Origin of the sequence: Bacterioplanes sanyensis (genome assembly GCF_002237535.1) — a bacterium.
Classification (GTDB): Bacteria; Pseudomonadota; Gammaproteobacteria; order Pseudomonadales; family Oceanobacteraceae; genus Bacterioplanes; species Bacterioplanes sanyensis_A.
In genome coordinates, this window is the sequence record NZ_CP022530.1 from 2,713,391 (window position 1) to 2,726,172 (window position 12,782).

The following is a 12,782-nucleotide window of genomic DNA, read 5'->3' on the forward strand; positions in this document are numbered from 1 at the left end:
TTTAACTTGTTAGACATTCATCTTCGCGCCTTGATTGAGGGGCAGCTGATGACAGCGTGATCGTAATGGTGTTAATAGGCCCTAGCCAAACCACTAGGCTTTACTCCAGCGCTTGGCGTGCCCTGTGTGTTCTTTTGGGCTTGCTGCGCGCCAGGTGATGACGCTGGGAAAACTCGCTGACTGCGCTAAGTGCATAAAAAATTTAAACTTTTTTGAATAAAGGGTTGTGCTCGGGAAAATTATCAGTATTATACGCACCTCCTCTGGGGGTCGTTAGCTCAGTTGGTAGAGCAGTTGGCTTTTAACCAATTGGTCGCTGGTTCGAATCCAGCACGACCCACCACCAACTACCAGAGGTAAGTTGTTGAAAAGTTTGACTTTTTCTAAAGAGTCGCTAAAATGATCAGCAACTGAGGGTCGTTAGCTCAGTTGGTAGAGCAGTTGGCTTTTAACCAATTGGTCGCTGGTTCGAATCCAGCACGACCCACCACTAATTCCCAAAAAGGGGAGAAAGGAAACTTTCTCCCCTTTTTTTATGCCTGAAAATAATTGCCACTGGAGCGGCTTGTCGGTGACTTTTGCCACTGTGATAGAATGCCGCCAGCTGATGTGAGAGGCGTGTTCGTTTATGTCATCCACCCCCCAAGAAATACAACGATCCCGAGAGTTGATTCGTGATCACTGGTCGGCGCCGGCACCGGAGTTGACGGCGCAGCAACAGCAAGCGCTGGAGTCCGAAATTGCCGAGTTGCTGCAACAGCAAGACGCCGCCATCGTTGCCCATTATTACACCGCGCCAGAAATTCAAGCGTTGGCTGAAGCCACAGGTGGCTGTGTTTCCGACTCGTTGGAAATGGCGCGCTTTGGTCGTGACCACAAGGCCAGCACTTTGTTAGTCGCGGGTGTACGCTTTATGGGCGAAACCGCGAAGATATTAAGCCCGGAAAAACGCATTTTAATGCCCACTCTGGAAGCCACATGTTCGTTGGATTTGGGCTGTCCGGTGGGCGAGCTCTCAGTGTTTTGTGATCAGTACCCAGAGCGAGAAGTGGTGGTCTACGCCAACACTTCTGCTGCCGTAAAGGCGCGCGCCGATTGGGTGGTGACCTCCAGTATCGCGCTGGATGTGGTGCGCCATCTCAAAGCGCAGGGCAAACAGTTGATCTGGGCGCCGGATCGCCACCTGGGCAACTACATTCAGCGCGAAACAGACGCAGATATGTTGCTATGGGACAGTGAGTGCATTGTGCACGACGAGTTTAAAGCCAAAGCGCTGGAAGACTTGAAAAAGGTGCACCCGCAGGCGGCCATTCTGGTGCACCCAGAAAGCCCGCAGGCAGTGGTTGAGATGGCGGATGTAGTAGGTTCTACCAGTCAGTTGATTGCCGCAGCTGGGCGCCTAGAGACGGACACTTTGATCGTCGCTACCGATAAAGCCATTTTCTATAAGATGCAGCAAGCCGCGCCGGATAAGCTGTTGATTGAGGCGCCAACGGCTGGCAACGGGGCCACCTGCCGCAGCTGTGCGCATTGCCCGTGGATGGCGATGAACGCACTCACTAATATTCGCGACGCATTGCGGGATGGCTTGCCCGAAGTGCTGGTCGATGAGGCAGTTCGCCAACAGGCTGAGGTAAGCTTGGGGCGCATGTTGGCATTTACCAAGCCGGCTTAGTCCTACAGCCGATCGCTGGCGCTGGCCATGCGTTTCATTCGACTTTCCAGGGCCGCTTGGCGCTGGAAATCTCCTTGCTGGCGGGCACTGCGTATCGCCAGCTCCATTTGCCGCAGCGCACGCGGTTGATCGCCGTTCAGGAATAGGTGTTCGGCGCCTGCGTAATGCGATGTCACCTTGTCTTGTAGGCCGTTGGCGGCCTGCTGCAAACCACGCCATACGGCAGGATCATCTGGCCAGCGTTCACTTTGTGTGCGCCAAGCCAGTGTGGCCGCACGAAAATTCCCAGCACGTGTGTGCTGCTCGGCAAGAGTGGTGAGCAAAACGCGATTGTCTGGCTCAACAGTCAAGGCCGTATTAATCAGAGCAAGCGCTTCGTTGCTGGGCAGCAGTTGCGCGCGTAACGCCACCACAGCGGCGTGATCGCGTTGTCGATCCAGCGCCTCCAGCGCTTTGTTGGCTTTCGCAGTGAGCCCTTGTTGCAGCAGTGTTTTCGCCAACTGCACTTGCAATGCCGCACGCCAATCACCGGCTTGAGTGGTGTCTATGGCGCGTTGCAGGTCTTCGATGCTGTTCAATTGATCATGGTGGTAGCGCCACTGCGCGTCGGCTTTTAGCAATAGAAAATCGAAGCGGGTGCTGCGCGGCTTGCGAGGGTAATTCTCAGCCCGGCCAGCGGCATCGGAGATACGAAATTGCGTGACGGGGTGGGTCAGTAAAAATTCCGGCGGGCGCTGGCTGAAGCGGCTGGCGCGCTGCATTTGTTCAAACATGCTGGTCATGGCGTGCGGATCGAGCCCGGCTGCAGCCAATGTACGAATTCCAAGTCGGTCGGCTTCGCGCTCCCACTCTCGGCTATAAGCCAGTTGCTCCTGAATGCTCGCTGCCTGCGCCGATGCAAGCCCGGCGAAGCCGACGTCCGGGTTATTGCTGGCGATCAGCAACAGGCTGGCCAATAAGGTTGCTAGGGCAATGGGTTGCTGTTTTTGCGACTGCTCGATACGACGAGCGAAGTGGCGCTGGCTCAAGTGCGCGAGCTCGTGTGCCAGCACCGCGGCCAGCTCGTCTTCATCGCGGGCGTGCATGAGTAGTCCGTAGTTGATGCCAACAATGCCACCGGGTACGGCAAAGGCGTTTAAGGCCGCCTGATCTACAATGATGAACTCAAGGTCGGCGCTGCTGACATCGCTGTACGGCACCAGCTGATACACCAGATTTTCCAGGTATTGCTTGGCCAATGGCGACTCAATGACCGGCGCTTGGCGGCGCAGCTGGCGCAGCCAAGTGCGCCCGAGCTCATGTTCTTGCTGCAATGAGACAACACCAGAGGTACCGTCCCCCAGTTCGGGTAGGTCGTTACTGGCGGCGCGACTGGTGGCGCAGGTGAGCACAGTGATGAGGGTGACAATAAACAGCGTCAGCGGGCGTCGCACAGTGGTTTCCTATGGTGATGTGTAGCTTTGACCGTGATGTTGGCTTCAGTTCCACGGCTGGCGGCGACGGTCGATAGCGCCGACGACTGGCTTCCGTATAATGTGGCCGAATTCAGCCGCAGCGCAGAGACCCAACGGCTCAGCTGCAACAGTGTCGCAAAAGGTAATTATTGTGTCGAATGCTCAACCCCGAGATCTGCCTCATGATCAGCACCTGCAAGCGGAAGGCTTAGCCTGCCCAATGCCGTTGCTGAAGACCAAGTTGGCGCTGAAAACCATGGCAGCGGGCAGTGTTCTGTGGGTTTCGGCAACCGACTCTGGCTCATGGCGAGATCTGCACACCTTTGTTGAATTAACGTCGCATCAGATGTTGGCGGCAGAGCAACGCGACGATGTGTACCACTACTGGATTCAAAAGGGAGAATAAGACTGTGTTTGATGTGGTACGAGGTTGGATCGATCGTTATTTCTCCAATGAAGAGGCGTTGTTGCTGCTGGTACTGATCGGTGGTTTATTGTTGGTCATTGTTACCTTTGGCCAGGTGCTGGCGCCTTTTTTAACCGCCTTGGTGATCGCGTATTTATTGCAAGGGGCGATGCAAACCTGTAAGCGTCGTGGCTTAAGTCATTTGGCCGCGACCATATTAGTATTCACGGTATTTGTTGGCTCCTTGGTCGGGGTGTTGTTTTTCTTGTTGCCAGCCGTTTGGCAGCAAACGTCGCAGTTTTTCTACGAGCTGCCGCGCATGGCGAAAGAAGGTCAGACCTTGCTGCTGCATTTGCCGGATCGCTTCCCCGAGTTGGTCACCGAAGAGCAAGTGCGGCAGTGGACCAAGCAAATTGGTGATGAGCTGGCACAGCTGGGGCAGTTGGCGGTGAGCTTTTCCATTTCTGGTATTACCGGTGTGATGGCGGTGCTGATTTACTGCGTATTGGTGCCGATATTGGTGTTTTTTCTACTCAAGGATTCCTCGCAAATTGTCGGTTGGTTGACGTCCTTTTTACCGCACCGTCGTACCATGCTGGATCGTGTCTGGCATGAAATGGATCAGCAAATTGCCAACTACATTCGCGGCAAGGCGCTAGAAATTCTGATTGTCGGTGCCACGACCTACGCCGCGTTTGTCTGGCTGGGAGTGAATTATGCCGCGCTGTTGGCCATTGCAGTGGGCTTCTCGGTGCTGGTGCCGTATATCGGCGCGGCGGTGGTGACCATTCCGGTGGCCTTAGTGGGGTATTTTCAGTTTGGCTTAAGCAATGATTTTTTGTGGGTGATGGTCATTTATGGAGTCATCCAAGCGCTGGACGGCAATGTATTGGTGCCCCTGTTGTTTTCCGAGGTGGTTAACCTGCATCCGGTGGCGATTATTTTGGCGGTGTTGGTATTTGGTGGCCTATGGGGATTTTGGGGCGTGTTTTTCGCCATTCCGCTGGCCACCTTGTTCAATGCCGTGGTGCAAGCATGGCCCACTCATGAGAGTGCTGAAAACACCAGCGCAGCGGAGTGAGGTGCAGCTACTTCTCTTGTCAGCGCACCGTCTGCTCAGTAGACTTGCGCCTTTGTTCCGTCGTGGCAACGGTGGCCTAGTTGTGACGACAGTTTTATCAGGAGTAGCACCAAAATGATTACCGGCAGTATTGTGGCGCTGGTGACTCCGATGCATCCGGACGGCCGGGTGGATTGGGAGAGCCTCGACCAGTTGGTAGAGTTTCATATCAAGCAGGGCACCGACGCCATCGTAGCGGTAGGCACCACGGGTGAATCTGCGACCTTGGATACCCAGGAACACTGTGATGTGATCGAACGGGTGGTGAAACTGACTGCAGGTCGCCGTCCTGTGATCGCAGGTACCGGCTCGAATTCGACCGGCGAGGCGATTGAGCTCACTCAAGAGGCCAAACGAGTGGGAGCCGACGCCTGTTTGCTAGTGTCGCCGTATTACAACCGACCTCCGCAGCGTGGCATTGTGCGCCACCATGAAGCCATTGCCGCTGCCGCGGATATTCCGCAAATTCTCTACAATGTTCCTGGTCGTACCGCCAGTGATATCGCCCTTGAGACCGTGGTGGCTCTGGCCGATGTTGAGCAAATTGTTGGCATCAAAGACGCTACCGGCGATTTGCAGCGTGGCAAAGAATTGATTGAGCGCGTCGGTGATCGTATGGCGATTTATTCCGGTGAAGACGCCAATGCGTACGAGCTGATTTTGCTCGGTGGTAAAGGCAACATCTCCGTCACTGCCAATGTTGCACCGGCGGTGATGCACCAGTTGTGCATGTTGGCGCTGGATGGAAAAGCCGACGAAGCCAAAGCGCTTAACGATGAGCTAATGCCATTGCACCGCGCATTGTTCCTAGAAGCGAACCCAGTGCCGGTGAAATGGGCACTGAGGCGTATGGGCAAAATCGGCTCTGGGTTGCGCCTGCCGCTGGTTGAATTGGATGAGCGCTACCAGCCTAAGTTAGAGCTGGCGATGGCGAACCTGGAGCTACTGTAACATCATGCGTATTGCTGTCGTTATTTCTGCGCTGTGGCTGTCCGGCTGCAGCACTCTGTTTGGTGACTCGTTTCGTGATCGCAGCGAGGACTATCTAACAACTGAACCCGTTGCCTCGACCACCACTCCTGAAGGTATGACACCTCTGGTGTACGACGATGCGTTGGCCATTCCTGAACTGCCGGTGGTGCCTGAGCGCCCTGATTCTTTTACCGTTCCGCGCCCAGCGCCATTGGACGTGGATGACAACGACACTGACAGTGCCAGCCTGGCTGAGTATCGCTCTGAAGCGCTGAACCCACGTTTGGATCAAGACGGTGCGGGTACACAAATTCTGCGCCTGGACAGCGGTTATGCTCAGTCGTGGGCCAGTGTGACCGAGGCCATCAGTGCATCGGATCTCAAGCTGATGGACTTGAACCGCAGCACAGGTACGTTTTTCCTGCAGATTACGCCAGAGGTGGACGAGTCGAAGCAAGGTTTCTGGTCGCCTTTGTTTGGTAACGATGAGCCAGAAGCGCAAGTATTTTTGTTGAAGATGAATCGGGCTCACAGTGGTGTGTATTTGTCTTTGTTGACCGACAACGACAACCTGGCCGATGAGGCGTTAACTCAGTCGGTGTTGTCTGAGGTGCTGCGCCAGCTCGAATCGTGAGGTATTGCTCGTTAGGCAGCGGCAGTCGCGGCAATGCAACCCTGGTGGCCGATGGCGATCAGGCGTTGTTGATTGACTGTGGTTTTAGTCGCAAGAACGTATTGCAGCGTGTGCTGGAGAGTGAGTGCCCGGTTGAGCAGCTGCAGGGTGTGCTGGTGACCCACGAGCACAGTGACCACGCCAAGGGCGTGCAGTCCCTGTGTGAAGCGCTGGACATTCCTTTTTATTGCTCGCACGGCACCGCTCGTAAAATGCAGTGGCAATCCCATGAGCTGTGGCGCTGCATCACCGCTGAAGAAGCGATCACTGTGGCTGGCATTCAGGTGATGCCGGTGGTAGTGCCGCACGATGCGTTGGAGCCGCTGCAGTTTGTGTTGCGCAGTCGAGCTGACCGTGTGCTGGGCGTATTGTCGGATCTGGGTAGTCTTACGCCGCATGTCTTGAGTCACTATCGTCAATGCCACGGCCTGCAAGTCGAAGCAAACCACGATCCATTCATGCTGCAGAATGGCCCGTACCCTCCCAGCTTGCGGGCACGGGTAGCGGGTCAGTATGGTCACCTCAGCAATCAGCAGTGTGCTGAACTGATTCGTGCCTCGCTGTGGTCGGGTTTGCAGTCCGTCAGCGCCGGGCATATTAGTGAAAAGAACAATGATGAGCAGCTGGTGCGCCAGATGCTGGCCCAAGTATTGTCTTGCCAGCCAGAAGAGGTGCAGCTGCTCAGTCAGGACGAAGTATCTCCCTGGCAGCAGTTAAACTGACATCGAACGGTTGCGCGCAGCGAGTAAGCAGCTACGCGGCTGTTAGCGTATGAGTCGCGCGGCCCAGTTGGCGGATGTATGCCAATATTTGGCGCGCTGTGATGGTGTCTGACTGGAACGAATTTTTCGCCGAGGTGGTCTGTCAAAAGCAGGCACTTGGCACCCAATTAACAGTGATCTTTGGAGAACCCCATGGAAAAGCGTGAGCTGCTGTACTCTGGCAAAGCCAAGTCAGTCTACACCACAGACGACAACGACTTTATGGTGTTGGAGTTTCGCAATGACACCTCGGCCTTTGACGGTAAGAAGGTTGAGCAGCTCGACAATAAGGGGTTGGTTAACAATAAATTCAACGCCTTTATTATGCAGTCGTTGGAAGATGCCGGTATTCCCACTCATTTTGAGCGCCTGCTGTCGGACACCGAATCTGTGGTCAAACGCCTCGACATGATTCCTCTGGAATGTGTAGTGCGTAATGTGGCGGCTGGTAGCCTCTGTCGTCGTTTGGGCGTTGAAGAGGGCATTGAACTGATGCCACCGACGTTTGAGTTGTTCTTGAAAAATGACGAGCTCGGCGACCCTATGGTCAACGAATTTCATGCCCGTTCGTTTGGTTGGGCAGAAGAAGCGCATATCGAGCGCATGAAAGAGCTGACCTTTCAAGTCAACAGCGTGCTGAAAGACTTGTTTGCTCAAGGTGGTATGTTGCTGGTGGACTACAAACTGGAATTTGGTTTGTTCCGTGGCGAAGTGGTGCTGGGCGATGAATTTTCGCCAGACGGTTGCCGCTTGTGGGATGCCGACACCCGCGAAAAACTCGACAAAGACCGTTTCCGCCAGGGCTTGGGCAGTGTTGTCGAATCCTATATGGAAGTTGGGCGTCGAATTGGCGTAACATTCTGACACCGCGCCGGCTTAAGCCGGCGTTTTTATGTCTGCAATCATCAGGAAGGACGTATGCAACGTATAAATCGATGGGCCATGCTGGCCGCTTTGGGCGTATGCACAGCTGTGCCAGCGCAGGCGGATTTGTTATTTACTGTGGGTGCTAAGGCCAGTGTCTGGAATGCAGGCGCTGATGGCGACCTGGATAAAGACGTATCGGTCGGCAGCGACGGTCTGGACATTGAAGATAATACCGGCAATCAGCTGACGGTTTTTTTTGAGCATCCGGTGCCATTATTGCCGCACGTTGAGTTGAAGCGGACGTCGTTGGACATGAGCGGTGAGGGCTCTATTAATGCAGAGTTTGCTGGGCAAGATTTCACCGGAGATGTAGAAACCGAGTTCGATTTAAGCCATCAGGATTTGACCTTGTACTGGGGGTTGCCACTGCCGGTGCCTTTCGTCGATGTGTATGTCGGTGCGACTGCGCGCCAGTTTGATGGCAGCGCTGAGGTCAGCGGCAGCTATCAGGGCAACACCGTCAGTGAAAGTGTGGATCTCGATTTAACCTTGCCATTGGCGTACGGTGCCGTCAAAGTGAGCACACCGTTTGGTTTATACGCCGGTGCGGACGTCCGATATATTGGTATGGGTGATAACCAGTTGACCGATTTGAGCTACGGACTTGGTTATGATCTGCCGATTCCTGTGGTGGATATAGGTCTGCAAGCCGGTTACCGTCGTCTGGCGTTGCAAACCGATCCCGATGATGTCGACATCGAAGCTGATGTGGATGTCTCAGGTGTGTATGTCGGTGCTGCAGTGTCGCTGGGATTCTGATTCGTAAGTGGGGAGTTGGTTGCGCAACATGAAGTATTTGCTGATGGCAGTGGTGATATTTTTAGCCGCTTGCGGTGACAATGAATTCTCCAAAATGTCGGATAAAGAGTTACGCCAGCGTGACTACCAGTGCAAAATGATGGCTAATCCATCGACCGCCGAGATACAAGTGTGTAACAACATTCGGCGAGAATGTGAACGTCGGGCTGCAGACGGGCACTATGCCTGCTGAGTCTGGAAATTGTGAATAGCAAGGAATGGTTATGAAATTGAAAACTACCGCGCCGGCATTGATTCTGGGCGCTGCATTATTGGCCGGCTGTGGTCAGGAGGAAACCCCAACAGTGAAAATCGAAACTCACATTGATCAAGCCAGTTACGGTGTTGGTTTGAACTTTGGCCGTCAATTGGCGGGTGAAAATTTGGAGCTGAACGAAGAGGCGCTGGTCGCCGGTATTCGTGATGCGATGTCAGACGCTGAGCAGCGTGTGGACGACGAAACCATTCAAGCGGCGTTTGCGCAAATGCGTGAAGATCACGTGCGTAAGCAAGAAGCGCTGAATGACGAAATGGCGCAAAAGAGCGAAGCGTTCCTGCAAGAAAACGCTAGTCGCGAAGGCGTCGTAGTATTGGATTCAGGTCTGCAATACGAAGTGATGACCGCTGGTAACGGTGAAGGCGAATCGCCTGCGGCGACGGATACCGTCAGCGTTCATTACCACGGCACTTTGACAGATGGCAGTGTCTTTGACAGCTCTGTTGATCGCGGTGAGCCAGCTCAGTTCCCAGTGAATATGGTCATCAAAGGCTGGACAGAAGCGCTGCAGCTGATGAAGCCAGGCGACAAGTGGAAGCTGTTTATCCCAGCTGACTTGGCGTACGGCGCGCGTAGCCCAAGCCCTAAAATCCCAGCCAATGCTGCGCTGGTATTTGAAGTGGAGTTGCTGGAAGTGGTTGAGCAAGGCTAATCCGCTGACGCATTAAAAAAGCGCTTGCAGCTGAGCTGTAAGCGCTTTTTTTGGCCGGTTGCAATCGTTGTGTGAATATCTGCAGTGTCGTTGTAAATGACTGGTCTTAGCCGGTGTTTAAGAATTCACAATCGAAAGGGCGCTGGATTTATTTGCGCTTGTTAAGAATAAACGAATGCGAAAAAATGAAGTCCGAGGGAAAATTGTAAAACTAACTAGAAATAAGCAAGAAGAGAAAATAGATGGTCGGGGTAGAGAGATTCGAACTCCCGACATCCTGGTCCCAAACCAGGCGCGCTACCAGACTGCGCTATACCCCGAAGGTTGAGTGGCTCCCCGAGCTGGACTTGAACCAGCGACCAATAGATTAACAGTCTACTGCTCTACCGACTGAGCTATCGGGGAATGTCTCTCAACAACGAGGCGTATGTTACGCATAGGGCTCAGCTTCGTCAACACTTTTTTCAAAAAAAGTGAGAAAAAACAATTGGCTAGTGTCTATCCCGCTACTCATCTGGAACCTACTGCTGGCGAAAAGCCTATTTGCAGCCGTAGCCTTCAGCCTCCATCGGTATTGCCCCGCTGAGGGCAGGGCGAATACGACGGTTCAGAGTGTGGATTAGGCGTTTGCCATCAATGCCAGCAAGTAGTCAGTCTTTTCTTGCATAAGCGCCTGATCAGCGCGACTTTCGACATTGAGTCGAACCACGGGCTCTGTGTTGGAAGCGCGCAAGTTAAACCGCCACTGCTCAAACGTCATGCTCAAGCCATCGGTGTGATCGACGCTGACGGCTTGATCGGCAAAATGTTGCTCCACTGCGGCCAGTGTGGCTTTGGCATCTTGCAGACGTGAGTTGATTTCACCGCTGCAAGGGAAGCGCTCGGTTCGCTCTTGCACCAGTTGCCCCAGGCTTTTGCCACTGACGGAAATCAGCTCGGCTACCAACAGCCATGGGATCATACCGCTGTCGCAGTAGGCAAAGTCGCGGAAATAGTGGTGCGCACTCATTTCGCCGCCGTACACCGCATCTTCTTTGCGCATGCGTTCTTTGATGAAGGCATGGCCGGTTTTGCTTTGAATGGCTTGGCCACCCATGGATTCAACCAGCTCTGCCGTGTTCCACACCAAGCGTGGATCGTGCACGATGCTGGCGGCCGGGTGTTTGTGCAAAAAGGCTTCTGCCAACAAGCCGACGATGTAATAGCCCTCGACAAAGGCTCCGCTGCCATCAAAGAAGAAGCAGCGATCAAAGTCTCCGTCCCAGGCGATGCCCAAATCTGCCTGGTGCGCTTGAATGGCTTCTATGGTCGGGGCGCGGTTTTCTTCCAGCAGCGGGTTGGGCACACCGTTAGGAAATTCCCCGTCGGCTTGGTGGTGAACTTTAATCCACTCAAACGGCAGCTGTGATTCAATAGCGTCAATCACCGCACCTGCGCCGCCATTACCTGCGTTGCAGACAATCTTTAGCGGCTTGAGCTTGGAAGTGTCAACATACTCTAACAGATGTTGGATGTAGGCCGGGCGTGTGTCTTGCTGGCGATAACTGCCCTGGCGCTCGCTGTCTTGCCAGCTGCGCTGATGAGCGATGCGTTCGATGTCTTTCAGCCCGGTGTCGCCGCTGATGGGCTTGGACTGTTCACGCACGAACTTCATGCCGTTGTAGTCTTTTGGGTTGTGGCTGGCGGTCACGCAAATGCCGCCGTCGACCTGCAAGTGAGAGGTGGCGAAATAGACTTCTTCGGTACCGCATTGGCCGATATCGATCACGTCTGCACCGCCTTCTTGCAGCCCTCTGGCCAGCGCCTGGCTGAGGGTGTGGCTGGTGAGTCGGATGTCATAACCAATGACCACCGACTGCGGCTTGAGATAATCCGCATAGGCGCGGCCAATGGCGTAGGCGATATCGTCGTTCAGTTCGTCTGGAATACGGCCACGAACATCGTACGCCTTAAATGCGGAGAGAAACTCACCCATGGTTAATCCTGCTTAAATACATGTTCATAAACATAATTGGTGGCTTCAACAAAGCCATCAATGCTACCGCAGTCAAAACGTTTGCCGCGGAATTTGTAAGCCAGTACACAGCCTTCATTGGCCTGCTTGAGCAAGGCGTCGGTGATTTGTACTTCACCATTTTTGCCAGGCTCGGTGGCTTCAATTTTTTCAAAAATATCCGGCGTTAAAATGTAGCGACCAATAATCGCCAAGTTGCTCGGGGCGTCTTCTTTGCTTGGTTTTTCTACCATGTCGGTCACGCGATACAAACCGTCTTTCATCGGTTCACCAGCGATCACGCCGTACTTGTGTACTTCGTCTTCCGGCACTTCCTGAATAGCAACGATGGAGCAACGAAACTGCTTATACAACTTAACCATTTGCGCTAATACGCCTTCATCACCAGGCTCCGGCACGCATAAATCATCCGCCAGTACCACAGCAAAGGGGTTGTCACCCATCAGATTGCGGCCGGATAAAATCGCATGGCCAAGCCCCATCATGTGGTTTTGGCGGGTGAAGGCAAAATCGTTTTCGTTGATCAAAGTACGAATTGATTCGAGCAAATGCTCTTTGCCAGAGCCGTCAATCTGATGCTCGAGTTCATAGCTGATGTCAAAATGGTCTGCAATGGCGCGCTTGCCGCGCCCGGTGACAAAACCTACGGTGTGCAAACCGGCCTCGTGCGCTTCTTCAACGCCGTATTGCACCAGCGGCTTGTTTACGATGGGCAGCATTTCCTTGGGCATGGCTTTGGTCGCCGGTAAAAAGCGGGTACCGTAACCCGCGACCGGAAACAGGCACTTATTGATCGTTTTGTCGACCATATTGATGAATCCTTGGCTGTTATTGAGAGAAACCGGGTCGAGATTATGTCAGATTTGTTGCGTTTGTGCGTCAGGCTGTAACCTCATGTGATTTTCCTAGGGCCTGTTAACACTATTTTGCGCTTTGCTGCTGGACGTCCGTTTTTTCGTGAGCAAGGCATGAGGCGCGTGGTTTAACCGGTTAATTAAGCAACGAATAACGCGACTCAGGGAAAAACGGACGCCAGCCCTTCGGCGTTTTCAG

The 12,782-nt window shown here is 53.8% G+C and carries 13 protein-coding genes and 4 tRNA genes; 12 read left to right on the forward strand and 5 right to left on the reverse strand.

Annotation, left to right across the window (positions count from 1 at the left end; all coding sequences use genetic code 11):
- Positions 1–267 precede the first annotated feature (267 nt).
- The 3 genes from CHH28_RS12605 (at position 268) to nadA (ending at position 1,675) form a co-directional block, all read left to right on the forward strand.
- Positions 268–343 (forward strand) — tRNA-Lys (locus CHH28_RS12605).
- A 71-nt stretch (positions 344–414) separates the two neighbouring features.
- A tRNA-Lys gene (locus tag CHH28_RS12610) sits at positions 415–490 on the forward strand.
- A 138-nt stretch (positions 491–628) separates the two neighbouring features.
- Positions 629–1,675 carry a quinolinate synthase NadA gene (nadA, locus tag CHH28_RS12615; RefSeq protein ID WP_094060642.1) on the forward strand — a complete coding sequence of 349 codons (1,047 nt, stop codon included), beginning with the start codon at positions 629–631 and terminating at the stop codon, positions 1,673–1,675.
- Between the two features lie 2 nt (positions 1,676–1,677).
- On the opposite strand, the gene CHH28_RS12620 is transcribed toward nadA, so the two are convergent.
- The gene (locus CHH28_RS12620; protein ID WP_094060643.1) at positions 1,678–3,108 is read right to left on the reverse strand and encodes a M48 family metalloprotease; all 1,431 of its coding nucleotides are present in this window, start codon (positions 3,106–3,108) and stop codon (positions 1,678–1,680) included.
- Between the two features lie 172 nt (positions 3,109–3,280).
- Between CHH28_RS12620 and CHH28_RS12625 the strand changes: the two genes are divergently transcribed.
- The 9 genes from CHH28_RS12625 (at position 3,281) to CHH28_RS12665 (ending at position 9,715) form a co-directional block, all read left to right on the forward strand.
- Entirely contained in the window at positions 3,281–3,535 is a 255-nt protein-coding gene (locus CHH28_RS12625; RefSeq protein ID WP_233243622.1) for a sulfurtransferase TusA family protein, read from the forward strand.
- 4 nt (positions 3,536–3,539) lie between these two features.
- Positions 3,540–4,616 carry an AI-2E family transporter gene (locus CHH28_RS12630; protein ID WP_094060645.1) on the forward strand — a complete coding sequence of 359 codons (1,077 nt, stop codon included), beginning with the start codon at positions 3,540–3,542 and terminating at the stop codon, positions 4,614–4,616.
- A 114-nt stretch (positions 4,617–4,730) separates the two neighbouring features.
- Entirely contained in the window at positions 4,731–5,606 is an 876-nt protein-coding gene (dapA, locus tag CHH28_RS12635; protein ID WP_094060646.1) for a 4-hydroxy-tetrahydrodipicolinate synthase, read from the forward strand.
- Positions 5,607–5,610: 4 nt separating this feature from the next.
- The gene (gene bamC / locus CHH28_RS12640) at positions 5,611–6,261 is read left to right on the forward strand and encodes an outer membrane protein assembly factor BamC (RefSeq protein WP_094060647.1); all 651 of its coding nucleotides are present in this window, start codon (positions 5,611–5,613) and stop codon (positions 6,259–6,261) included.
- A complete protein-coding gene (locus CHH28_RS12645; protein WP_157729899.1) occupies positions 6,258–7,022 on the forward strand; it encodes an MBL fold metallo-hydrolase in 765 nt (254 codons plus the stop codon). Before bamC ends, CHH28_RS12645 begins: the two co-directional genes overlap by 4 nt.
- 192 nt (positions 7,023–7,214) lie before the next feature.
- The gene (purC, locus tag CHH28_RS12650; RefSeq protein ID WP_094060649.1) at positions 7,215–7,925 is read left to right on the forward strand and encodes a phosphoribosylaminoimidazolesuccinocarboxamide synthase; all 711 of its coding nucleotides are present in this window, start codon (positions 7,215–7,217) and stop codon (positions 7,923–7,925) included.
- Positions 7,926–7,979: 54 nt separating this feature from the next.
- The gene (locus tag CHH28_RS12655) at positions 7,980–8,747 is read left to right on the forward strand and encodes a TIGR04219 family outer membrane beta-barrel protein (protein WP_094060650.1); all 768 of its coding nucleotides are present in this window, start codon (positions 7,980–7,982) and stop codon (positions 8,745–8,747) included.
- Between the two features lie 28 nt (positions 8,748–8,775).
- Positions 8,776–8,979, forward strand: coding sequence for a hypothetical protein (locus tag CHH28_RS12660; protein WP_157729900.1), 204 nt, complete (start codon positions 8,776–8,778; stop codon positions 8,977–8,979).
- Between the two features lie 31 nt (positions 8,980–9,010).
- The gene (locus CHH28_RS12665; protein ID WP_094060652.1) at positions 9,011–9,715 is read left to right on the forward strand and encodes an FKBP-type peptidyl-prolyl cis-trans isomerase; all 705 of its coding nucleotides are present in this window, start codon (positions 9,011–9,013) and stop codon (positions 9,713–9,715) included.
- A gap of 243 nt (positions 9,716–9,958) precedes the next feature.
- On the opposite strand, the gene CHH28_RS12670 is transcribed toward CHH28_RS12665, so the two are convergent.
- From CHH28_RS12670 to galU, 4 genes are all read right to left on the reverse strand, one after another.
- Positions 9,959–10,035, reverse strand: a tRNA-Pro gene (locus CHH28_RS12670).
- A gap of 9 nt (positions 10,036–10,044) precedes the next feature.
- Positions 10,045–10,120, reverse strand: a tRNA-Asn gene (locus CHH28_RS12675).
- Positions 10,121–10,334: 214 nt separating this feature from the next.
- A complete protein-coding gene (locus CHH28_RS12680; RefSeq protein ID WP_094060653.1) occupies positions 10,335–11,690 on the reverse strand; it encodes a phosphomannomutase in 1,356 nt (451 codons plus the stop codon).
- A 2-nt stretch (positions 11,691–11,692) separates the two neighbouring features.
- Positions 11,693–12,538 carry a UTP--glucose-1-phosphate uridylyltransferase GalU gene (galU, locus tag CHH28_RS12685; protein ID WP_094060654.1) on the reverse strand — a complete coding sequence of 282 codons (846 nt, stop codon included), beginning with the start codon at positions 12,536–12,538 and terminating at the stop codon, positions 11,693–11,695.
- Positions 12,539–12,782: the final 244 nt, after the last annotated feature.